Genomic DNA, 23060 nt, shown 5'->3' with positions numbered 1-23060 from the left:
AGGGTGGCACGGATGCGGGCAGTGGTGTTCGAGCGGTACGGGGAGCCGGCCGGGGTCCGTGAGGTGGCGGACCCGGCGCCCGCCGACCACGGAGTGGTGGTGCGGGTCGAGGCCACCGGGCTGTGCCGCAGCGACTGGCACGGCTGGATGGGCCACGACCCGGACATCACCCTGCCCCATGTACCGGGCCACGAACTCGCCGGAGTCGTCGAGGCGGTGGGCGCGCGGGTGATGGGCTGGCGCGCCGGCGACCGGGTCACCGTCCCGTTCGTCTGCGCCTGCGGGAGCTGTCCCTCCTGCGCGGCGGGCGACCAGCAGGTGTGCGAGCGGCAGACCCAGCCGGGGTTCACGCACTGGGGGTCCTTCGCGCAGTACGTGGCACTGGAGCAGGCCGATGTGAACCTGGTGGCGGTGCCGGACGGGATGTCCTTCTCGACGGCGGCGTCGCTGGGCTGCCGGTTCGCCACGGCGTTCCGCGCGGTGGTCGCGCAGGGCCGGGTGACCGCGGGGGAGTGGGTCGCGGTGCACGGCTGCGGGGGCGTGGGCCTCTCGGCGGTGATGATCGCGGCGGCGGCCGGGGCGCGGGTCGTGGCGGTCGACCTCTCGCCCCGGGCCCTGGAGTTGGCGCGGACGTTCGGGGCGGTGGAGACCGTGGACGCCGCGCGCACCGAGGACACGGCACATGCGGTGCGTGAGCTGACCGGTGGCGGCGCCCACCTCTCCCTCGACGCGCTGGGCTCCCCGGTCACCTGCGCGGCCTCGGTGAACGGGCTGCGCCGCCGGGGGCGTCACGTCCAGGTCGGTCTGCTGCCCGAGGCCCCCGCCGTTCCGATGGCCCGGGTGATCGGCCTCGAACTGGAACTGCTGGGCAGCCATGGGATGCAGGCGCACGCCTACCCGCGGATGCTGGAGCTGGTGCGCGCCGGTGTCCTCCGGCCCGACCTCCTGGTCACCTCCACCCTGGCACTGGACGGCGCGCCGGCCGCCCTCGCCGCGATGGGGACGGCGCCCGGGACCGGGGTGACGGTCATCGAGCCCTGGAGCTGAGCGTGTCCGCCGCGGGACGACCACGATGGACGGCCCACTCGTCGGCGAGGATCGCCCTCGGCGTCTCGGATGACGAGTTCAAGGAGCAACGGGATTCGGGGCCGTGCATGGCGGGGGAGAGGGGAACGGGTTCTTGTGTCCCGCCCCGTCCGGTGGAGACCGGGCGGGACGGGACAGGCCGGGGACAGTGGACGGGGATGTGAGGCAGGGCCGTGCCGGGGGCCGGGACGGGACGTAGGCGCGGACCGTGGGCCGTGGGCCGACGGATGGGGTCAGTCGGATCTGCGGCCGCGGTTTCCCGGGCGGGAGGCGACCCAGGCGCGGACGGTGTCCGCGTACCAGTAGGGCTTTCCGCTCTCCACGTGGTCAGGAGGGGGCAGCAGCCCGTGTTTGCGATACGACCGCACGGTGTCCGGCTGCACCTTGATGTGCGCCGCGATCTCCTTGTACGACCAGAGCTTTCGGTCGGTCATGAGGGGCACCTCCCTGCGCGCGCCGCGGCGGCGGCCGGGGGCGGCCGTCGGGGGAGCCGGGCGCTGCGCTGGTGATCACAAAGCCTGTGCCCGGTGAACGACACAGCGTCAGCGCAGGGCAGTGCTTGTCGACCGGGTGTGACGCAAGACCCGCGTACACGGGACATGTGTGACAGGAAGGTGGCATTTGTGACACAGGTGACGCAATGGGAGGGAGCGTCGAGTGGGTGCGGGCGCGGCGGGGGCACTCGTCGCCCCCGCGCCCCGGCCCGCCGTCCGCCCTATCCCCGGCCCCGGATCCTCGTCCGCCTACGTGCCCCGCGGATGCCCCGAGGCCGTCAGGCCCCGCACGACCGCAGGAACGCCCGGGTCCGCTGGGCGATCGGCAGCGGCTTGTCCGGCGGGCACGGGTACATGTCCTGCTCGACGATCGCGAAAAGGTCGATGTCGAGCTTCTGCGCGGCGGCGAGCACCGGCTCCAGCGCCGGCACGCCGGACGGCGGCTCGCACATCACGCCCCGGGCGACGGCGGGCCCGAACGGCACCTCGTTCGCCCGCACCTCGGCCAGGATCGACGGATCCACCTGCTTGAGGTGCAGGTACCCGATGCGCTCCCCGTACGTCTCGATGAGCTTGACGCTGTCGCCGCCGCAGTAGGCGTAGTGCCCGGTGTCGAGGCACAGCGACACCAGCGAGGAGTCGGTCGAGTCGAGGAAGCGGGTGACGTTCTCCTCGCTGTCGATGTGCGTGTCGGCATGCGGGTGGACGACGATCCGCAGCCCGTACCGCTCGCGCACCTCATGGGCGAGCCGCTCGGTCTGGGCGGTCAGATCGCGCCACTGCGCGGGCGTGAGGGTGCTGTCCTCCAGCACCTCGCCCGTCTTGTCGTCCCGCCAGAAGGCCGGGATCACGACGAGGTGCTCGGCGCCCATCGCCTGGGTGAGCGCCGCGATGTCGGAGACGTGCGCCCAGGTGGCGTCCCACACATCCGGCCCGCGGTGCAGCCCGGTGAAGACGGTGCCTGCCGACACGGTGAGCCCGCGCCGCGCGGTCTCCTCCCCGAGGACGGCCGGGTCGGTCGGCAGATAGCCGTAAGGGCCCAGTTCGATCCACTCGTATCCGGACTGGGAGACCTCGTCGAGGAAGCGCTGCCAGGGGACCTGTTGCGGGTCGTCGGGGAACCACACGCCCCAGGAGTCCGGAGCCGAACCGATCCGGATGCGGGACAGTGAGGACTGGGGTGATGTCTGCGGTGACAACGACGTCATGGGCGTCAGCTTCCGACGGCCCCGGTGAGGGTGTCAAGGCCTGGTCCGAATGTCTGGACAAACCGTTGACAGGGCGTCCCGCTCAGAGCTAGACCTTGGGGAGGCCGAAGCGAAGGGAACTCGATGGCGTACGACCTGATCACCATGGGACGGATCGGTGTGGACCTGTATCCGTTGCAGACGGGGGTCCCGCTGGCGAGGGTGTCGTCCTTCGGGAAGTTCCTCGGCGGCTCGGCGACGAACGTCGCGGTGGCGGCGGCCCGGCTGGGGCGCGACACGGCGGTGATCACACGCACGGGCGACGATCCCTTCGGCACCTACCTTCACGAGGCGCTGCGCGACTTCGGCGTCGACGACCGCTGGGTCACCCCGGTCGCCGGGCTGCCGACACCGGTCACGTTCTGCGAGGTCTTCCCGCCGGACGACTTCCCCCTGTACTTCTACCGGCAGCCCAAGGCCCCGGATCTGGAGCTCGACGCGCACGACCTCGACCTGGGCGCCGTCCGTGAGGCGCGCATCTTCTGGATGACGGGCACCGGCCTGAGCGAGGAGCCCAGCCGCACGGCGACGCTCGCCGCGCTCGCCCACCGTGACAGGTCCGGTACGACGGTCTTCGACCTCGACTGGCGTCCGATGTTCTGGAAGGACCCGGACTCCGCGCGGCCCTTCTACGCCGAGGCCCTGCGTCACGCCACCGTGGCCGTCGGCAACCTCGACGAGGTCGAGATCGCCACCGGCGAGCGCGAACCGCACGCGGCCGCCCGCGCGCTCATCGACGCCGGTGTCGAACTCGCCGTGGTCAAGCAGGGACCCAAGGGAGTCCTGGCGGTCCACCGCGACGGCACGTCCGCCGAGGTCCCGCCCCTCCCGGTGACGGTTCTCAACGGACTCGGTGCCGGTGACGCCTTCGGCGGCTCCCTCTGCCACGGCCTGCTGTCCGGCTGGGACCTGGAGCGGATCATGCGGCACGCGAACGCCGCGGGCGCCATCGTCGCCTCCCGGCTGGAGTGCTCCTCCGCGATGCCGACCCCCGAAGAGGTCGAGGACGCGCTCGTGGCGGGAGCGGTCCGATGAGGGCGGGGCGCGTGGGACACGAGGGCGGCGATCCCTCGGCTCACGGACATCAGGACGGCCATGACGGGCGCGACGGGCACGACGGCCGCGCGGGCGACACCGGGCGTGCCGGCGACACCGGGCGCGGCCCGCACGACACGCCCGACGGCCCCACCGGACGTACTGGCCCCACCGGCCCCATCGAGCGTGACAGCCACACCCCGCGCGCCGGCCACACCAGCAACGCGGGCCACACCAGCGACGCGGGCCCCCGGAACGTCGACGTCGCCGCGCTCGTCCAGCTGCGTGCCCGCCACCCGGAGGCCATCGCCGAGGCCGCCGCGCGCCGCCCGCGCCGGCCCCTCCTCGACGACTCCGGCCGGCTGATGATCGTCGCCGCCGACCATCCGGCCCGCGGGGCGCTCGCCGTCGGCGACCGCAAGTTCGCCATGGCGAGCCGCGCCGACCTGCTGGAGCGGCTCTGCCTCGCCCTCTCCCGCCCCGGCGTCGACGGCGTGCTCGCCACCGCGGACATCCTCGACGACCTGCTGCTGCTCGGGGCCCTGGACCACAAGGTGGTCCTCGGTTCGATGAACCGCGGCGGTCTGGCGGGAGCCTCCTTCGAGCTGGATGACCGCTTCACCGGCCACCGCCCGCGGGACATCGAGCGGTTCGGCTTCGACGCGGGCAAGCTGCTGCTGCGCATCGACTACGACGACCCGGGCTCGCTGCGCACCCTGGAGTCCACCGCCCGCGTGATAGACGAGATGGCGGAGCGTCAACTCCCGGTCTTCGTGGAACCGTTCCTTTCCCGTCGCCGTGCGGACGGGAAACTGGTCAACGATCTGAGCGCCGACGCCGTGATCAAGTCCATCGCCATCGCCAGTGGCCTGGGCGGCAGCTCGGCGTACACCTGGCTGAAGGTCCCCGTCACCGAGAACCCGGACGACATGGCCCGGGTCATGGAGACCTCCACCCTGCCCGCCGTACTGCTCGGCGGCGACGTCGGCGAGGACCAGGAGGGCGCGTACGAGAAGTGGCGCGGCGCGCTCCAGCTCCCCACCGTGCAGGGCCTGGTCGTAGGCCGCTCGCTGCTGTACCCGGCCGACGGCGACGTGACCGCCGCGGTGGACACCGCCGTAGGACTGTTGTGAGGATCCGATGACGAGCAACGACCTGTACGTCCCCAAGGGCGCCACCGCCGGGGGGCCGTACGCCGTCGACATCAGCCCCGAGCGGGCCGGCTGGACCCACAGCAGCCTGCGCGTGGTGGAGCTGGAGCCGGGAGGTACGCACACCTTCACCACCGGTGACAGCGAGTGGATCGTGCTTCCGCTGAACGGCGCCTGTACGGTGCGCACAGAGGACGAAGAGTTCCAAATCCTGGGTCGGGAAAGCGTGTTCGCGGGGGTAACCGACTTCGCGTACGTGCCCCGAGACGCCCGGGCACAGATCGCCTCCGGCGCGGGAGGCCGCTTCGCCCTGGCAGGAGCGAAGTGCGAGCGCCGACTCCCCGCCCGCTACGGCCCCGCGCCGGAGGTTCCCGTCGAAGACCGCGGCAGCGGCAGCTGCGCCCGCCAGGTGCGCAACTTCGCCTCTGCCGACGCCTTCGACTGCGACAAGCTCATCGCCGTCGAGGTCATCACCCCCGGCGGCCACTGGTCCTCGTATCCGCCGCACAAGCACGACGAGCACCGGCCGGGCGAGGAGAGCGAGCTCGAGGAGATCTACTACTTCGAGATCGACGGCCCGAACGGATTCGGCTATCAGCGCGTATTCCCTTCGCGTGAGGGCGGAACCGACGTCCTCGCCGAGGTCCGCACCGGCGATGCCGTGCTCGTCCCCGACGGCTGGCACGGTCCGTCCGTCGCCCAGCCCGGCCACACGATGTACTACCTGAACGTGATGGCCGGGCCGGGCGAGGAGAGGGAATGGCGGATCTGCTTCCACCCGGGACACGTAGAAAGCACAGAGGGCTACCGATGACGGATCCGATGACGAAGACGTCAGAGGCGCCGACGACGACCAGGCTGACGGTCGCACAGGCGCTGGTGCGGTTCCTGGCCGCGCAGTACACGGAGCGGGACGGCGAGCGGCAGCGGCTGATCGGCGCCACCTGGGGCATCTTCGGCCACGGCAACGTCGCCGGGATCGGCCAGGCGCTCGTCGAGTACCCGGACGAGATGCCGTACCTCCAGGGCCGCAACGAGCAGTCGATGGTCCATGCCGCGGTCGGCTACGCACGGCAGAGCAATCGGCTGTCGGCGCACGCCGTGACCACGTCCATCGGTCCCGGCGCGACCAATCTTGTCACGGGCGCCGCGCTCGCGACGGTCAACCACCTCCCGGTGCTCCTCCTGCCCGGTGACACCTTCGCGACCCGCCCCGCGGACCCGGTGCTCCAGCAGCTCGAACTCCCGTACGCGGGCGATGTGTCGGTCAACGACTGTCTGCGCCCGGTGTCCAGGTACTTCGACCGGGTGACCCGCCCCGAAGCGCTGATCCCGGCCGCCCTGCAGGCCATGCGCGTGCTCAGCGACCCGGTCGAGACCGGCGCCGTCACGCTCGCGCTGCCGCAGGACGTGCAGGCGGAGGCGTACGACTGGCCGGTGGAGTTCTTCGCGGAGCGGACCTGGACGGTGCGGCGCCCGGCGGCCGACGCGGCCGAGCTGGCCGCCGCCGTCACGGCGGTCCGCGCGGCCCGGCGCCCGCTGATCGTCGCGGGCGGCGGCGTGCACCACAGCCGTGCCGAGGAGGCGCTCGCGGAACTCGCCGCGTCCACCAGGATCCCGGTCGCCTCCACCCAGGCGGGCAAGGGCTCGCTGCGCTGGGACCACCCGCAGGACGTGGGCGGCATCGGCCACACGGGCACCGCGACCGCCGACGAGCTCGCCCGCACGGCCGACCTGGTGATCGGCGTCGGCACCCGCTACACCGACTTCACCACCGCCTCCGGCACGCTTTTCACCGCGCCGGGCGTCCGCTTCCTGAACGTCAACATCGCGCCCTACGACGGCCACAAGCTCTCCGGGATACCGCTGGTCGCCGACGCGCGGGCCGGGATCGAGGCCCTCACCGAGGCGCTGCTGCTGCACGAGCACCGTGCCGAGCCCGGGTACGTCACCGAGTACACGGACGACAAGGAGCGCTGGGAGTACCGGGTCGACGCGGCGTTCGAGGCCGAGGACATCGACCTTCGGCCCACCCAGCCGCAGGTCCTCGGCGTCCTCGACGAGCTGGTCACCGACGACGACATCCTGATCAACGCGGCCGGTTCGCTCCCCGGTGACCTGCACAAACTGTGGCGGGCGCGGTCGCGTGACCAGTACCACGTCGAGTACGGCTACTCGTGCATGGGCTACGAGATCCCGGCCGCGATCGGCGTCCGGCTCGCGGCACCCGACCGCCCCGTGTGGGCGCTGGTCGGCGACGGCACGTATCTGATGATGCCGACCGAGATCGTCACCGCCGTGCAGGAGGGCGTCGCGATCAAGGTCCTCATCCTGCAGAATCACGGCTACGCCTCGATCGGCGGCCTCTCCGAGTCCGTGGGCGGCGAGCGGTACGGCACCGCGTACCGCTTCCGCTCCGAGGACGGTACGTACACGGGAGCCCCGCTGCCCGTCGATCTCGCCGCCAACGCGGCCAGCCTCGGCATGCGGGTGCTGCGTGCGAAGACCGTCCGTGACCTGCGCTCGGCCCTGGCCGAGGCGCGCGCCGCGGACACTCCCACTTGTGTCTACGTGGAGACCAGAACGGCAGACACAGTGTCGGGCGCGCCCCCGGCCCAAGCCTGGTGGGATGTACCCGTGGCCGAGACCGCGACCCGAGTGTCGGCGGTCAAGGCGCGTGAGGAGTACGACCGGCACGTCGCCGCCCGACGCCGCCATCTGTGAAGGAGTTCTTGGCCATGACGAAGACCGTCGACCACTGGATCGGTGGCAAGCCCGTCGCAAACGCCGCGGGCGAGTCGGGTACGTACGGGCCGGTCACCGATCCGGCGACCGGCGCCGTGACCACGCGGGTCGCCTTCGCGACCGTGGACGAGGTGGACGCCGCGGTCGCCGCGGCGAAGGACGCCTACGCGACCTGGGGCCAGTCCTCGCTGGCGAAGCGGACCACGATCCTCTTCAAGTTCCGGGCGCTGCTGGACGCCAACCGGGACGCGATCGCCGAGCTGATCACCGCCGAGCACGGCAAGGTGCACTCGGACGCACTCGGTGAGGTCGCGCGCGGCCTGGAGATCGTCGACCTGGCGTGCGGGATCACCGTGCAGCTGAAGGGCGAGCTGTCGACGGAGGTGGCCTCCCGGGTCGACGTGGCCTCCATCCGGCAGCCGCTGGGCGTCGTCGCGGGCATCACGCCGTTCAACTTCCCGGCCATGGTGCCGATGTGGATGTTCCCGATCGCCATCGCGTGCGGCAACACCTTCGTGCTGAAGCCGTCCGAGAAGGACCCGTCGGCCGCCATGAAGCTCGCCGAGCTGCTGGCCGAGGCCGGCCTGCCCGACGGTGTCTTCAACGTCGTGCACGGTGACAAGGTGGCCGTGGACCGGCTCCTGGAGCACCCGGACGTAGCCGCCGTGTCCTTCGTCGGCTCGACGCCGATCGCCCGCTACATCCACACCACCGCCGCCGCGCACCACAAGCGTGTCCAGGCCCTGGGCGGCGCAAAGAACCACATGCTGGTCCTGCCGGACGCCGACCTGGACGCGGCCGCCGACGCCGCGGTCTCGGCCGCGTACGGCTCGGCCGGTGAGCGCTGCATGGCGATCTCCGCGGTCGTCGCGGTGGGCGCGATCGGCGACGAGCTGGTCGCCAAGATCCGCGAGCGCGCCGAGAAGATCAAGATCGGTCCCGGCGACGACCCGGCCTCCGAGATGGGCCCGCTGATCACGGCGGCGCACCGCGACAAGGTGGCGTCCTACGTCCACGGCGCGGCCGCGCAGGGCTCGGAGGTCGTCCTCGACGGGACCGGCTACACCGTGGAGGGCCACGAGGACGGCCACTGGATCGGCCTCTCGCTGCTCGACAAGGTGCCCACGACCGCGGACGCGTACCGGGACGAGATCTTCGGCCCGGTGCTGTGCGTGCTGCGCGTGGAGACGTACGAGGAGGGCGTCGCCCTCATCAACGCCTCGCCGTTCGGCAACGGCACCGCGATCTTCACCCGGGACGGCGGCGCGGCCCGCCGGTTCCAGCTGGAGATCGAGGCGGGCATGGTCGGCGTGAACGTGCCGATCCCGGTGCCCGTCGGCTACCACTCCTTCGGCGGCTGGAAGGACTCCCTCTTCGGGGACCACCACGTCTACGGCAACGACGGCACGCGCTTCTACACCCGCGGCAAGGTCGTCACGACCCGCTGGCCGGACCCGTCGGAGGCGCCCTCCGGCGTCGACCTGGGCTTCCCGCGCAACCACTGAGGCCCTACGGCCACCGGTGCCCCGCTCCTCGCACGAGGGGCGGGGCACCGTCGTGTCCGGCCTACTGCCGCGTGGCGGGCGGGGCCTTCACATCGGCGGCGGCGCCGAACTTCTCGAAGTCCATGGTGACCGTCATGGTGCCGATCACTTCCCGGAGTGCGGACCAATCCTGGTCAATTTCGATGCCTCGACTGCGGTTCTCGCCATGCGGTGATGAAACGGGTACCGCAGGCAGATTGGTGACATGACCTTTGAAAGCAAGGTCACACTCCAGTGGGTATTGATGATTGGCACGGAAAGGTGGCAAGGCCTGGGAAAGCGATGCGGTGTGCGCCGCTCCGCTACTGCGAATTCCGAAGGTAAACGGCCATTGACGCAACGGTTTCCGTCAAGGTTCCATCAACGCGGGAGCGGACGACGAGACGTACGACACGAGCCGCCGGAGGCGATAGCGCTCCCGCCCGAACCACCTGACGCACGAGTCGATCGGAACCGCTCCATGACCGACACGCTCCGCCCTGTCGAGACCGCTGCCCCGGACACCGCCTCCACGGCCTCCGACAGCCCCCAGAAGCTCAAGCGCTCCATCGGCATCGTCGGAGGCACCCTGCTCACGCTCTCCTGCGTGACACCCGCCTCCACGCTCTTCGTGGTCGTGCCCGACCTGTTCTCGTCCCTCGGCACCGCGACCGCGCTCACCATCGCGATCGGCTCGCTGCTCTGTATCGCCGTGGCGTTCTGCTACTCGGAACTCGGCACCCTCATCCCCAGCGCGGGCGGCGAGTACGCCATGGTCTCCACGCTGGCCGGCCGGCTCGCGGGCTGGCTGGTCTTCGTGCTCTCCCTGCTCGTCGTCATGATCGTGCCGCCGGTGATCGCGATGGGCACCGCGGACTACCTGGCACCGATCGTGCACCTCAACGCGTCGCTGGCCGGTGCGGGCGTGATGCTCCTGGCCACCCTCGCGGGCCTGCTCGACCTGCGGGCCAACGCCTGGATCACCGGTGTCTTCCTGGTCCTGGAGGTCATCGCGGCGGCCGTGGTGGCCGTCCTGGGCTTCGCGCACAGCCAGCGCGGCGCCGGCAGCCTCGTCTCGATGCAGGTCGCGGGCTCCGGCGGCCACACGGACACCGTGACGGCCATGCTGGTGGTCTCCGGACTCGCCATCGCCCTCTTCATCACCCAGGGCTTCTCGACCGCGGTCTACCTCTCCGAGGAACTGGAGAACCCGCGCCGCAACGTGGCCCGTACGGTCCTGGCCACCCTCGCGATCTCGTCCGTGATCATCCTGGTCCCGGTCGTCGCGATCACCATGGGCGCCCCGGACCTCTCGGCCCTCACCGGCGGCGACATCAGCACCATGGTCACCGCCTGGTCCAACTCCGCCGTCGGCACCTTCGTCAGCCTCTGCGTCGCCCTCGCGATCATCAACGCGGGCATCGTCATGGTCATCCAGAACTCCCGGGTGCTGTTCGCCTCCGCCCGCGACAAGGCCTGGCCCGGACCGGTCAACAAGGGCCTCTCCCGGCTCGGCCGCTTCGGCTCCCCGTGGGTCGCCACCCTCCTCGTCGGCGTGCCGGGCGCCGCCCTCTGCTTCGTCAACCTGGACACGCTGTACGGCGTCACGGGCGTGTCCGTGACGGCCATGTACCTGCTCGTCGCGGTCGCCGCGCTGCTCGCCCGGCGCGGCAGCCACGCCCACACCCCCGCCTGGCGCATGCCGCTGTGGCCCGCCGTGCCCGTCCTGCTGATCGCCGTCCTCGCCTACATCCTCAGTCAGCAGGAGACGGTCTACCTCGTGTGGACCGGCGGCATCACGGCCGTCGCCACCCTCTACTGGGCCTTCTACCTGCGACCGCGCCGCGAGACCCGCTGGCTGGTGTCGATCCCCGAGGACGCGCAGGCCTGACCCTCACGTGAAGTCCCACGTCACCACCGTGCACGTCCCGTCGTCCTCGCCACCCGCACTGCGGTACGCGGCGAGGGCGACGTCGTTCCCGGTGTCCACACCGACCCACATCCCGTAGCAGCCGCGTTCCCGGGCGAGCGCGGCGAGCGTCAGGACCAGGGCCCGACCGGTGCCGCGACGCCGGAAGGGCCCGGCGACCGCCAGCTCGTACAGGAACATCTCGGCGCCCTTGTCGGGATGGACGGTCTCGACACCGCTGACGAATCCCACCGGGCCGCCGTCCTCGTGGGCCAGGAACAGGTGATGACCCGGGGAGTCCAGGAAGCGCCGGGCCCACTCGGGGCGAACGGCGTGGTCGAAGAGGTGCTCGGCCGCCACGAGTTCGGCGACGGAGGTGGCGCGGCGAATCTCCATGGGGCGTTCGTACCACGGGCGCGGTACGCCGGAGCCGACGTCTACTCCCGCAGGAGGGGCGAGGGTTCCGACCGGCGGCGGCATCGGTCGTCGGCGGCGGCCCGTACCGTTGACGCATGGATCTTCGACTGCCCCGACTGCGTGGGCCCGCGCCGCGGACGCGGCGCCGGTGGACGACCGCGGCGGCCGCCGTCGTCGTGCTCGCCGGCGCCGGTACGTGGACGGCTGTGGCCTCGGACGACGGGCCGGCCGTCCACCGCTCCGACCGCGTCATGGCCATGGGCGGCGGGGTGCGCATCGACACCTCGTACTTCACCGCCGGCTCCGGCCGCCGCCCCGCCGTGCTGATCGGGCACGGCTTCGGCGGCAGCAAGGACGACGTCCGGCCGGAGGCCGAGAAGCTCGCCCGCGACGGGTACGCGGTGCTCACCTGGTCGGCGCGCGGCTTCGGCCGGTCCAGCGGCAGGATCGGGCTGAACGACCCCGAGGGCGAGGTCGCCGACGTCTCGAAGCTCATCGACTGGCTCGCCGCCCGCCCGGAGGTCCGGCTCGACAAGGCCGGCGACCCGCGCGTGGGCGTCACCGGTGCCTCGTACGGCGGGGCGGTCTCACTGCTGGCCGCCGGACACGACCCGCGGGTCGACGCGATCGCCCCGTCGATCACGTACTGGAACCTGGCGGACGCCCTCTTCCCGAACGGCGTCTTCAAGAAGCTCTGGGCCGGCGTCTTCATCAACTCCGGCGGCGGCTGCTCCCACTTCGAGCCCCAGCTGTGCGCCATGTACAACCGGGTCGCGGAGGCCGGGAAGCCGGACGCCGCGGCCCGTGCCCTGATCGAGGCCCGCTCCCCGTCCGCCGTCGCCGGCCGCATCAAGGTCCCCACGCTGATCACGCAGGGGCAGACCGACTCCCTCTTCCCGCTCGGCCAGGCCGACGCCATGGCCAAGGCGATCCGCGCCAACGGCGCGCCCGTGGACGTCGACTGGATCGCCGGCGGCCACGACGGCGGGGACCTGGAGACCGGCCGGGTCGAGGCCCGCGTCGGTTCCTGGTTCGACCGCTATCTGAAGGACGACAAGAACGCCGACACCGGCCCCGCGTTCCGCGTCACCCGCACCGGAGGCATCGACTCCACCGACGGCGCCGTGCAGCTCAAGGGCGCGAGCGCGGACGCGTACCCCGGCCTGGAGGGCACCGAGCGCACGGTCCGGCTCGGCACCGGCCGGGAGCAGAGCTTCCAGAACCCGGCCGGCGCGAGTCCACCCGCGATCTCCGCCCTCCCCGGACTCGGCGGCGCCGGTGGCCTCTCCCAGCTCTCCTCCCTCGGCGTCGGTGTCTCCCTCGACTTCCCGGGCCAGTACGCGCGGTTCGACTCCGCGCCCGTCCGCACCGGTCTGCGTGTCACGGGATCGCCGACCGTGCAGGTCCACGTCACGTCCACCACCGACGACGCCGTCCTCTTCGGGAAGGTGTACGACGTCGGCCCGGGCGGCGCCCAGCCGGTGCTGCCGGCCCAGCTGGCGGCCCCGCTGCGGGTGACGGGAGCCAAGGCGGGCAAGGACGTCACGATCGTCCTGCCCGCGATCGACCACGAGATCCAGAAGGGCCACCGGCTGCGGCTGGTGCTCGCCTCGACCGACCTCGGCTACGCCTCACCGGCCGCCCCGGCGACGTACACCGTCTCCCTCAGGAGCGACCTGAAGGTCCCGACGGCGCCCGGCGTGCGGACCGCCGCGGCGCCCCTGCCCTCGTGGGTGTGGTGGCTGCCCCTGGCCGGAGCGCTGGTCGCCCTGGCACTCCTGCTGACCGGCCGCCGCCGTATGACGCCCGGGGTGCCCGACCCGGCCCTCGCCGAAGTCCCGCTGCAGATCACCGACCTGAGCAAGCGGTACGCGAAGTCCGCGGACCGGTACGCGGTACGCGACCTGTCGTTCCGCGTCGAAAGAGGCCAGGTCCTGGGACTCCTGGGACCGAACGGCGCGGGCAAGACGACGACCCTGCGCATGCTCATGGGCCTGATCAAGCCCGACGGCGGCGAGATCCGCGTCTTCGGGCACGCGATCCGGCCGGGCGCGCCGGTCCTCTCCCGGGTCGGCGCCTTCGTCGAGGGCGCCGGCTTCCTGCCGCACCTCTCGGGCCGCGAGAACCTGGAGCTGTACTGGCGGGCGACGGGCCGTCCGCCCGAGGACGCGCACCTGGCGGAGGCACTGGAGATCGCGGGGCTGGGCGACGCGCTGGCCCGCGCGGTCCGCACCTACTCCCAGGGCATGCGCCAGCGCCTCGCCATCGCCCAGGCCATGCTCGGCATGCCGGACCTCCTGATCCTGGACGAACCGACCAACGGCCTGGACCCGCCCCAGATCCGGGAGATGCGCGAAGTCATGATCCGCTACGCCGCGGCGGGCCGCACGGTCATCGTCTCCAGCCATCTGCTGGCCGAGGTCGAGCAGTCCTGCACGCACCTGGTGGTCATGGACCGCGGACGGCTGGTGCAGGCGGGCCCGGTGAGCGAGATCGTCGGCTCCGGCGACACCCTCCTCGTCGGCACCGGTTCCCCCGTGGACGGCCCGGTCGTCGAGAAGGTCGGCGCGCTGCCGGGCGTCGCCTCGGCCGTCGCCGCCGAGGGCGGGCTGCTGGTCCGCCTCGACGCGGACGGCAGCGCGGAACGCCTGGTCGTGGAACTCGTACGACTCGAAGTTCCGGTCGCGTCGGTGGGCCCGCACCGACGCCTGGAAGACGCCTTCCTCACCCTGATCGGAGGTGCCGCATGAGCACGCTCACCGAGCGGGCCGAGACCGCGGACGGCTACCGCCCGCGGCACACGCTGCCCCTGCGCGTCGAGCTGCTGCGGCAGCTCAAGCGCCGCCGCACCCTCGTCATGGGGGCGATCCTGGCGGTGCTGCCCTTCGTGCTCGTCGTCGCGTTCGCGATCGGCGGCGGGCCCGGCTCACGCAACGGGCAGGTCACGCTGATGGACACGGCGACGGCGTCGGGCGCGAACTTCGCCGCGGTGAACCTGTTCGTGTCCGCCGGCTTCCTGCTGGTCATCCCGGTCGCGCTGTTCTGCGGGGACACCATCGCCTCCGAGGCGAGCTGGTCCTCGCTGCGCTATCTGCTGGCGGCCCCGGTGCCCCGGACCCGGCTCCTGTGGTCCAAGCTCACCGTCGCGCTGGGCCTCAGCCTCGCCGCGATGGTGCTGCTGCCGGTCGTCGCGCTGGCGGTGGGCACCGCGGCCTACGGCTGGGGCCCCCTGGAGATCCCCACCGGCGGCGCGCTGTCCACGGGCACCGCGACCCAGCGGCTCCTGGTGGTCATCGCGTACGTCTTCGTGTCCCAACTGGTCACGGCGGGGCTCGCGTTCTGGCTGTCGACCAAGACGGACGCCCCGCTGGGCGCGGTCGGCGGCGCGGTCGGCCTGACCATCGTGGGCAACGTCCTGGACGCCGTCACCGCCCTCGGCCACTGGCGCGACTTCCTCCCCGCGCACTGGCAGTTCGCGTGGGCCGACGCCGTCCAGCCGCAACTGGAGTGGGCGGGCATGATCAAGGGCACGGCGATTTCGGTAACGTACGCGCTGGTCCTGTTCGCCCTGGCCTTCCGGGGTTTCCGGCGCAAGGACATCGTGTCGTAGATCTCCGGAGCGTCACCTACCGGTCTCGACGGCCGCCCTTCGTGGCCGCTTCGAGATCCATCCGCAACGCTCCGTGTCGCACGCCGGAGCCCCCTCGGACGTCACAGTCACAGACATCGGCCCAGTACACGGGCCGGCGGGCGACTCACCGAGGGGGCACGGATGGGGAACGACCACATACGGCGACCGTGGCGGACGGTACGTCCTGGACGGATCGAACACCCGGGACGGCCCGAGCGCGCCGGGTGGCCGGAACACCTCGATCGGTCGGAACACGCCGGGTGGCCGGAACACGCCGGGCGGTCGGAGCGCCCCGGGTGGACGGGGCGACCGCGCGGCACCCTGCTCGCCCTCATCCTCGCGGGCGGCCTGCTGCTCACCGGCTGCAGCGGGAGCGGCGGCAGCCACAGCTCCGCGGACGGCGCGGCGCGCGGGTCCGGCGGATACGCGGGCCCGCTGCCCGCCCCGGACCGGACCTCGGGCTCCGGCCAGGGCGAGCCGGACGGCGAACAGACGGGCGACGCGCGAAGGGATATCGCGCCGTCCCCCGACTACCTCTCCACCTTCGCCCTCGACGTCGACACCGCCTCCTACGGCTACGCCCGCCGAGCCCTTGACGACGGGCGGCTGCCCGACCCCGCCACCGTCCGCCCCGAGGAGTTCGTCAACAGCTTCCGCCAGGACTACCGGCGCCCCGACGGCAACGGCTTCTCCGTCACCGTCGACGGCGCCCGCACCCGGGACGAGGACTGGTCACTGGTCCGCGTCGGTCTCGCCACCCGCACGGCCGCGCGGGACGGCGAACGGCCGCCCGCCGCCCTCACCTTCGTCATCGACGTCTCCGGCTCCATGGGCGAACCCGGCCGGCTCGACCTCGCCAAGGACTCCCTCGGCGTGATGACGGACCGGCTGCGCGACGACGACTCGGTCGCCCTGGTCACCTTCAGCGACGAGGCCGAGACCGTGCTGCCGATGACCCGCCTCGGCCACCACCGCGGCCGCGTCCACGACGCGATCGACGGGCTCGAACCGACGGAGTCGACCAACCTCGGCGCGGGGGTGCGCACCGGGTACGACACGGCCGTCGAGGGCCTGCGCAAGGGCGCCACCAATCGTGTCGTCCTGATCTCGGACGGCCTCGCCAACACCGGGGAGACCGACGCGGACACCATCCTGGAGCGCATCTCCGGCGCCCGCCGCGAGCACGGCATCACCCTCTTCGGCGTCGGCGTGGGCAGCGAGTACGGCGACGCCCTCATGGAGCGCCTCGCCGACAAGGGCGACGGCCACACGACGTACGTCTCGAACGACGACGACGCCCGCAAGGTCTTCTGCGAGCAACTCCCCGAGAACATCGACCTCACGGCCCGCGACGCCAAGGCGCAGGTCGCCTTCGACCCGGGGACCGTACGGCAGTTCCGGCTCATCGGGTACGACGACCGTCAGGTGGCCGACCAGGACTTCCGGGACGACCGGGTGGACGGCGGCGAGATCGGTCCCGGCCACACGGTCACCGCGCTCTACGCCGTGCGCACCCGGCCCGGCGCCTCCGGGCACCTCGCCACCGCGAGCGTGCGCTGGCTCGACCCCCGAACCCGCGCCCCGCACGAGGAGTCCGGCCAACTGGAGACCGGCTCCCTCGACGACGACCTGTGGACCTCCGCACCCCGCCTCCAGGTCGACGCGGTGGCCGCGTACTTCGCCGACGCCCTGCGCACCGGCGGCGACCACGGGAGCGCGCTGCCGGGCGCGCTCCCGCTGTCCGAACTCGCGCGCCGGGCCCGTACGGTGGCGTCCGCCGCCGAGGACGGGGCGGTGCGCGACCTCGCCGACTCGGTCGAGCGGGCGAGCCGACTGGCGGGCTGACGGCGCGGACCGGCGACCCGGTCGCAGCCCCACGGACTCTCGACCTCTCGGCCTCGCGCGTCCGCGACCATTGAACTTCCTTTACGACTCGGTAAGTTGACTCGCGAGTGGGCAAGAACCCCGCGACCTGGTGGAGCCGTCATGGGCGTACGCAAGGATCTGAGACGGGCACGGCGGCGGGGCGACCTGGCGGCCCGCGCCGGGATCGAGCTGATCAGGGACGCGAGCGGTGCGGTGCGCGAGGTGCGCACCGCACCGCTCGCGCCGCGGCCCGCCACCGGCAGCCTGGCCGACCTGCCTCTCACCAACGCGGCCGAGGCCCCGGACGCCGTGGTCCTGCGCCGAATGGAGGGCACCACCTGGCGCCCGGTCACCGCGGCGGCCTTCGCCCGGGAAGTCGCCGACACCGCCAAGGGCCTGATCGCCGCGGGCCTCGAACCCGGCGGCCCGGTCGCGCTGATGTCCCGTACCCGCTACGAATGGACGGTCCTCGACTTCGCGATCTGGGCGGCGGGCGGCCTCACCGTCCCGGTCTACGCGACCTCCTCCGCCGAGCAGGTGGAGTGGATCGTCAGGGACTCGGGCGCACGGTTCGTGGTCGTCGAGACGGCCGAGAACGCGGACACCGTCGCCACCGGCACCGCCCGGCACCCCGAACCCCCGGACGTGCGGCGGCTGGACGCCGGCGCGATGGCCGAACTCGCCGCCCAGGGACGGCACATCTCCGACGAGGAACTCACCAGGCGCCGCACCGCGCTCACCCCGGACACGGTCGCGACGATCTGCTACACCTCCGGCACCACCGGCCGGCCGAAGGGCTGCGTCCTCACGCACGCCAACCTGCACGCCGAGGCCGCCAACACGGTCGAACTGCTGCACCCGATCTTCAAGGAGGTCACCGGCCAGACCGCCTCGACCCTGCTCTTCCTCCCGCTCGCCCACGTCCTGGGCCGCGCCCTCCAGATCGCCTGTCTGACGGCACGGATCGAACTGGGCCACTGCCCCGGCATCAAGCCAGACGAACTCCGCCCCGCGCTGCGGCAGTTCCGCCCCACCTTCCTCGTCGGTGTGCCCTATCTCTTCGAGAAGATCCACGACACGGGGCGGGCGACCGCCGAGAGGATCGGCCGCGGGGCCTCCTTCGACCGCGCCGACCGCGTCGGCGTCCGCTTCGGACAGGCCTGCCTGGACAAGTTCCTGGGGACGGGCAAGGGCCCCCGCCCCGGCCTGTACGCGGCGTGGGCGCTGTACGACCTGCTGGTCTACCGACGTATCCGCAGGGAACTCGGCGGCCGCATGCGCTACGCCATCAGCGGCGGCGCCCCGCTCGACCGCAACCTCAATCTGTTCTTCTACGCCGCCGGCGTCATCGTCTACGAGGGGTACGGCCTGACGGAGACCACGGCCGCGGCGACGATCGTGCCGCCGTTGCGTCCCCGCCCCGGCACGGTCGGCCTCCCGGTCCCGGGCACCGCGGTCCGTATCGCCGACGACGGCGAGGTCCTCGTCAAGGGCCCTGTCGTCTTCGGCTCCTACTGGAACGACCCGGCCGCCACCGACGCCGTCCTGCGCGACGACTGGTTCGCGACCGGCGACCTCGGAGCCCTCGACGAGGACGGCTACCTCACCGTCACCGGCCGCAAGAAGGACCTTCTCGTCACCTCGGGCGGCAAGAACGTCTCCCCGGCCGTCCTGGAGGACCGGCTGCGCAGCCGTCCGCCCGTCGGCCAGTGTGTCGTCGTCGGCGACAACCGCCCCTTCGTCGCCGCCCTGATCAGCCTCGACCCCGACGCCGTCGCCCACTGGCTCGCCGTCCGCGGACGGCCCGCCGGCACCCCGCTGTCCGAACTCGTGAGAGACCCTCTGCTGCGCGCCGACGTGCAGAGGGCCGTGGACCACGCGAACGAGGCGGTCTCGCGCGCCGAGTCCATCCGCGCCTTCGCCCTGGTGGCGGGCGAGTTCACCGAGGACAACGGGCTGCTCACGCCGTCCCTGAAGGTCAGGCGCCATGCGGTGGCGGCCGCCTACGCGGCCGAGATCGAGGCGCTGTACGGGACCTGAACACGCGAAGAGCGGGCCGTCGAGATGCTCGACGACCCGCTCCGCGGGGTGCGGGGATCAGCCGTTGTTGGCGCCGTTGCCCGAGAGGACCGGGATCTGGTCCAGGATGTGCGACAGCGGCTCGTCGCCCTTGGCCTGGGTCGAGTTCTCGACGCACTGCTGGTTCTGCGGGGCCGACAGGATCGGGACGTCCTGCACGGCGATCGGGACCAGGCCGACGAGCGAACCGGCGTTGACCTTCGCGGGCAGGCCGACGCACGGCTTGTTCAGCGAACCCTGGACCAGCGAGAGCTGCGGGCTCATGGCACCGAACGTGGCGGAGTTGCCGAACGACTGGGTAGCTCCGTTGCCGCTGACCGACGTGGTGCCACCGTCGTCACCGATCGCCAGGGCCTGGGGGGCGGCCGCGGCCGCGATGCCGGCGACGGAAGCGGCGATAGCGGCGGTTGCCCACAGCTTCTTCATGTTCGTTCCCTTCGAAAAGCGGACTCCTGGGGGAGGAGCTGCATGATCATCAACTGGGGGAACTGTGACGGGGTTTCGGGTTGTGCCCCATTCGGCGCAGCGCCCGGGGAGCTCGATTCGCCTCGTGTACGCCGGTGAGCTCCCTCGAAAGAAGACGCCATGACCGAAGCGGGGCGCATCGTGCGGTCGGGAAAGGAATTTGCCCGAGGAGCGGAAGGGACGAAGAGGTGGAGAGGTGAAGAGCCGAAAAGGTGAAGAGTCGAAAAGGGGAACGCGTGAAGAGCCGAACGACCGAAGACCCGAACACATGACGAGCCGAATGTGTGAAGAGTCGGAAGGTCCGGAGAAACGCCGACGGGCCGCCGAATGTTCGGCGGCCCGCTGACGGGAACTCAGGAAGTGGACTACCTGTTGCCCATACCGTTGCCCGAGAGGACCGGGATGTCGTCCAGAATGTGCGACAGCGGCTCGTCGCCCTTGGCCTGGGTCGAGTTCTCGACGCACTGCTGGTTCTGCGGGGCCGACAGGATCGGGACGTCCTGCACGGCGATCGGCACGGCGCCGACGAGCGAGCCGAGGTTCGCCTTGGCCGGCAGACCGATGCAGGGCTTGTTCAGCGAGCCCTGGATGAGCGCCATCTGCGGGCTCATGTTGCCGAACGTCGCCGAGTTGCCGTACGACTGAGTGGCACCGTTACCGCTGGTGGACGTCGTGCCACCGTCGTTTCCGATGGCCAGCGCCTGCGGCGCGGCCGCGGCGGAAACGCCGACGACGGAAGCGGCGACCGCGGCGGCGGCCATAACCTTCTTGATCACTAGCTAGTCCCTTCTGGAGAAACCCCGTCCACCGGAGCGCACTGGTCAACTGCGGCGGACGGCCTTGGTTGCTCCCATTCACTCCGATGGCGCACATCGAAGAGGGCCTCCGGGCTCGCGCGCGCGATGGATTCCCGCGCATTCCCGGCCGCTGAACGGGCCAACCGGGTGAATCACCGAAACCAATGCGAGGCCGCCGGGTTGATGCCAGGGCAGGAACACGTGTCTCTGCCAGGAAAGGAACGCGAAATGTTCAAGAAGGCAATGGCCGCGGCGGCGGTCGCCGCTTCCGTCGTCGGTGTCTCGGCGGCGGCCGCGCCCCAGGCGCTTGCCATCGGTGACGACAACGGCACGACCTCCGTCAGCGGGAACGGCGCCACCGAGTCGTTCGGCAACTCGGTGACCGGCGGCAACATGAGCCCGCAGCTCAGCCTGGCGCAGGGCACGCTGAACAAGCTCTGTGTCGGCCTGCCGGCCAAGGCGAACGCCGGTTCGCTCGTCGGGGTCCTCGTGCCCGTCGCCGTCCAGGACATTCCGGTCCTGTCGGCCCCGCAGAACCAGCAGTGCGCCGAGAACTCGACCCAGGCCAAGGGCGACGAGCCGCTGTCGCACCTGGTGGACGACATCCCGGTCCTGTCGGGCAACGGTGTCGGCAACCACTGACCGTCGCCGCTGAATCTTCGCCTCGAAGAGGCTCGGGCCGCCCGTCGCGTTCGACGCGGGCGGTCCGCTGCTCTTTCCGGCAATTCAGGGAAGCGTTTCTTCTCTTGTGCGGCCTCGGTCCCGCCAGGGAAACAGGGCAATTCGAGTGAATTCCCAAAGGGCATGCGTTCCGCAGTTTCTTCGGGCGTCCCGGCCTCGTTTACAGCCTGCAGGTCATGAAGCGAGCCGTTCCTGTTGTGCTCGCTCGGCTTCGGCCGTCATAGGGGCATGACCGCAGAGAAGGGAAAGCACGTGAAGCACAAGAAGAGCGCTGCTGTCGTCGCCGGCGCGATCATGGCCCTGGGTATGGCCGCCCCGGCCTTCGCGGACTCCGGTGCCGAGGGCGTCGCCATGGGTTCCCCGGGTGTCCTCTCGGGCAACGTGATCGAGGTCCCCGTGCACGTCCCCGTCAACCTGTGCGGCGACTCGATCGACGTCATCGGCCTGCTCAACCCGGCCCTCGGCAGCCGCTGCGCCAACGACTGACGCGACAGGACACCAGCCACCCGGCTGTGTCACGGCCGGCCTTGGATCGCCTTTTCCGGTTCCGGGGCCGGCCTTCCTCACTTCTCACTTCTCACTTCTTCACACAGGGAGGACAAGAGATTGCGACAGACCCTGAGCAAGGGAATGGTCATGGCCGCGGCCACGACGAGCATCCTGTCCCTGTACGGCACCCCCGCGTTCGCGGACGCGCAGGCTGGCGGCGGCACGGCGGACTCGCCCGGCGTCGGTTCGGGCAACACGCTTCAGGTTCCGCTGAACGTGCCGGTGAACGCCTGCGGCAACACCGTCGACGTGATCGCCACGCTCAACCCGGCCTTCGGGAACTCCTGCGCCAACGGCTCGGGTTCGCAGGGGCCGCGCGGCGTGACGCATCAGCCCGTCCACCAGGTGGGCCGCCCCGGCCACGGCGGTGGGCACATGTACCACGACGAGTCGGGCCACCACGGCGGCCTCCCGGGCTCCGGCACCCACGGCTCCGGCACCCCGGGTACGGGTTTCGACGACTCCGGCCCGCTGGGTCCGGGTTCCCACGGCTCCGGCGCCTGGGCGCACAGCGAGACGCACGGTTCGCCCGGCATCGGGTCGGGCAACAACGTGCAGGTCCCGGTGGACATCCCGGTGAATGCCTGCGGCGACTCGGTGAACGTGGTCGGCATCGGCAACCCCGCGTTCGGCGACGACTGCGAGAACGGCTACGGCGACACCCCGCCGCCTCCCACGACGCCGCCGGTGACTCCGCCGCCGCCCACCACCCCGCCGCCGGTGACTCCGCCGGTGACTCCGCCGGTGACGCCTCCCGTCACTCCGCCGGTGACGCCTCCCGTCACTCCGCCGGTGACGCCGCCCGTCACCCCGCCCGGTCCTCCCACCCTGGCCCAGACGGGCAGTGAGGACGTACTCGGGTTCTCGGCCGCCAGTGCAGCGCTGCTGATCGGCGGCGCCGTCCTGTACCGGCGAGGCCGAGCCACGTCGCGTCGCTAGTACGCGGCACCAGCAGGATGCCCGTACGACGCTTCGGGTGCCGGACGCCTTGCCGTGTCCGGCACCCGAGCTCGTCGTGCGAGCCGGTCCCGGGTCTGTTCCCGGGGCCGTCATGAACAGACCCGGCACCGAGGACCCGAGGTCCCGGCCGGCCGCGGGCGAGCCGTCGGCGACTACGGCCAGACTCCTGCGCCGCTCGTCGACGAGCGGACCGAGCCGTTAGCGGGCCGCCCCCGAACCCGTCGCCCGCGACGTGACGTTCGGCCTCCGGCGGCGCCGCGCCGCCTCTCTGCCCCACCGCCTCCAGCCCCGGCCCCAGCCGTACGCCGCCCGCCGACGCGCGGGCCGCGGCGCTCGCGTCATCCATCGGGATGAGCACCGCCGGACGAGATGGACGCGCGGCCACTCGGAGCAACGCCGGGGCGACGCCCGTGCCGCTCACGCCG

The 23060-nt window shown here is 71.8% G+C and carries 20 protein-coding genes; 14 read left to right on the top strand and 6 right to left on the bottom strand.

Annotated elements, in window-relative coordinates; all coding sequences use genetic code 11:
- Window positions 1-12 precede the first annotated feature (12 nt).
- Window positions 13-1047 (top strand): zinc-dependent alcohol dehydrogenase family protein, encoded by a 1035-nt coding sequence (locus tag HEP85_RS15035; protein ID WP_168528214.1) that lies wholly within the window; start codon window positions 13-15, stop codon window positions 1045-1047.
- A 272-nt stretch (window positions 1048-1319) separates the two neighbouring features.
- Here the strand turns inward: HEP85_RS15035 and HEP85_RS15030 are convergent, their stop codons facing one another.
- Window positions 1320-1520, bottom strand: coding sequence for an AlpA family transcriptional regulator (locus HEP85_RS15030; RefSeq protein ID WP_148009823.1), 201 nt, complete (start codon window positions 1518-1520; stop codon window positions 1320-1322).
- 338 nt (window positions 1521-1858) lie between these two features.
- On the bottom strand, window positions 1859-2788 hold the full coding sequence (locus HEP85_RS15025) for a sugar phosphate isomerase/epimerase (RefSeq protein WP_168528213.1): 930 nt from the start codon (window positions 2786-2788) through the stop codon (window positions 1859-1861).
- 123 nt (window positions 2789-2911) lie between these two features.
- On the opposite strand from HEP85_RS15025, the gene iolC reads away from it, so the two are divergent.
- The 5 genes from iolC (at window position 2912) to mmsA (ending at window position 9263) form a co-directional block, all read left to right on the top strand.
- The gene (gene iolC, locus HEP85_RS15020) at window positions 2912-3862 is read left to right on the top strand and encodes a 5-dehydro-2-deoxygluconokinase (protein WP_168528212.1); all 951 of its coding nucleotides are present in this window, start codon (window positions 2912-2914) and stop codon (window positions 3860-3862) included.
- Between the two features lie 281 nt (window positions 3863-4143).
- Window positions 4144-4995, top strand: a complete 852-nt coding sequence (locus HEP85_RS15015; protein WP_369658119.1) for a deoxyribose-phosphate aldolase — start codon at window positions 4144-4146, stop codon at window positions 4993-4995.
- A 7-nt stretch (window positions 4996-5002) separates the two neighbouring features.
- Complete coding sequence (gene iolB, locus HEP85_RS15010) at window positions 5003-5827, top strand: 5-deoxy-glucuronate isomerase (RefSeq protein WP_168528211.1); 825 nt, start codon at window positions 5003-5005, stop codon at window positions 5825-5827.
- 8 nt (window positions 5828-5835) lie between these two features.
- Window positions 5836-7737: a 3D-(3,5/4)-trihydroxycyclohexane-1,2-dione acylhydrolase (decyclizing) gene (iolD, locus tag HEP85_RS15005; RefSeq protein WP_248001937.1), complete on the top strand. Its 1902-nt coding sequence runs from the start codon at window positions 5836-5838 to the stop codon at window positions 7735-7737.
- 14 nt (window positions 7738-7751) lie between these two features.
- On the top strand, window positions 7752-9263 hold the full coding sequence (gene mmsA, locus HEP85_RS15000) for a CoA-acylating methylmalonate-semialdehyde dehydrogenase (RefSeq protein ID WP_168528209.1): 1512 nt from the start codon (window positions 7752-7754) through the stop codon (window positions 9261-9263).
- A 61-nt stretch (window positions 9264-9324) separates the two neighbouring features.
- Here the strand turns inward: mmsA and HEP85_RS14995 are convergent, their stop codons facing one another.
- Complete coding sequence (locus tag HEP85_RS14995) at window positions 9325-9642, bottom strand: hypothetical protein (protein ID WP_168524947.1); 318 nt, start codon at window positions 9640-9642, stop codon at window positions 9325-9327.
- 120 nt (window positions 9643-9762) lie between these two features.
- Between HEP85_RS14995 and HEP85_RS14990 the strand changes: the two genes are divergently transcribed.
- A complete protein-coding gene (locus HEP85_RS14990) occupies window positions 9763-11172 on the top strand; it encodes an APC family permease (RefSeq protein ID WP_168528208.1) in 1410 nt (469 codons plus the stop codon).
- Between the two features lie 3 nt (window positions 11173-11175).
- On the opposite strand, the gene HEP85_RS14985 is transcribed toward HEP85_RS14990, so the two are convergent.
- The gene (locus tag HEP85_RS14985; RefSeq protein ID WP_168528207.1) at window positions 11176-11586 is read right to left on the bottom strand and encodes a GNAT family N-acetyltransferase; all 411 of its coding nucleotides are present in this window, start codon (window positions 11584-11586) and stop codon (window positions 11176-11178) included.
- A gap of 116 nt (window positions 11587-11702) precedes the next feature.
- On the opposite strand from HEP85_RS14985, the gene HEP85_RS14980 reads away from it, so the two are divergent.
- From HEP85_RS14980 to HEP85_RS14965, 4 genes are all read left to right on the top strand, one after another.
- Window positions 11703-14357, top strand: a complete 2655-nt coding sequence (locus tag HEP85_RS14980) for an alpha/beta fold hydrolase (RefSeq protein WP_168528206.1) — start codon at window positions 11703-11705, stop codon at window positions 14355-14357.
- Window positions 14354-15217, top strand: coding sequence for an ABC transporter permease (locus HEP85_RS14975; protein ID WP_168528205.1), 864 nt, complete (start codon window positions 14354-14356; stop codon window positions 15215-15217). Before HEP85_RS14980 ends, HEP85_RS14975 begins: the two co-directional genes overlap by 4 nt.
- Before the next feature lie 162 nt (window positions 15218-15379).
- On the top strand, window positions 15380-17083 hold the full coding sequence (locus HEP85_RS14970; RefSeq protein ID WP_168528204.1) for a VWA domain-containing protein: 1704 nt from the start codon (window positions 15380-15382) through the stop codon (window positions 17081-17083).
- Between the two features lie 141 nt (window positions 17084-17224).
- On the top strand, window positions 17225-19144 hold the full coding sequence (locus HEP85_RS14965) for a long-chain fatty acid--CoA ligase (protein ID WP_369657718.1): 1920 nt from the start codon (window positions 17225-17227) through the stop codon (window positions 19142-19144).
- Between the two features lie 57 nt (window positions 19145-19201).
- On the opposite strand, the gene HEP85_RS14960 is transcribed toward HEP85_RS14965, so the two are convergent.
- Both HEP85_RS14960 and HEP85_RS14955 read right to left on the bottom strand, forming a co-directional pair.
- Complete coding sequence (locus HEP85_RS14960; RefSeq protein ID WP_168528202.1) at window positions 19202-19609, bottom strand: rodlin; 408 nt, start codon at window positions 19607-19609, stop codon at window positions 19202-19204.
- A 404-nt stretch (window positions 19610-20013) separates the two neighbouring features.
- Window positions 20014-20424: a rodlin gene (locus HEP85_RS14955; RefSeq protein ID WP_168528201.1), complete on the bottom strand. Its 411-nt coding sequence runs from the start codon at window positions 20422-20424 to the stop codon at window positions 20014-20016.
- Between the two features lie 249 nt (window positions 20425-20673).
- Between HEP85_RS14955 and HEP85_RS14950 the strand changes: the two genes are divergently transcribed.
- From HEP85_RS14950 to HEP85_RS14940, 3 genes are all read left to right on the top strand, one after another.
- Window positions 20674-21087 (top strand): rodlin, encoded by a 414-nt coding sequence (locus HEP85_RS14950; RefSeq protein ID WP_168528200.1) that lies wholly within the window; start codon window positions 20674-20676, stop codon window positions 21085-21087.
- 267 nt (window positions 21088-21354) lie between these two features.
- The gene (locus HEP85_RS14945; protein ID WP_168528199.1) at window positions 21355-21612 is read left to right on the top strand and encodes a chaplin; all 258 of its coding nucleotides are present in this window, start codon (window positions 21355-21357) and stop codon (window positions 21610-21612) included.
- A gap of 120 nt (window positions 21613-21732) precedes the next feature.
- Complete coding sequence (locus tag HEP85_RS14940; RefSeq protein WP_248001936.1) at window positions 21733-22614, top strand: chaplin; 882 nt, start codon at window positions 21733-21735, stop codon at window positions 22612-22614.
- The last annotated feature ends 446 nt before the right edge of the window (window positions 22615-23060 follow it).

Source organism: Streptomyces sp. RPA4-2 (genome assembly GCF_012273515.2).
GTDB lineage: Bacteria > Actinomycetota > Actinomycetes > Streptomycetales > Streptomycetaceae > Streptomyces > Streptomyces kaempferi.
The sequence above is the reverse complement of the archived record's forward strand: the minus strand, read 5'-3'. Positions and strand labels throughout refer to the sequence as shown.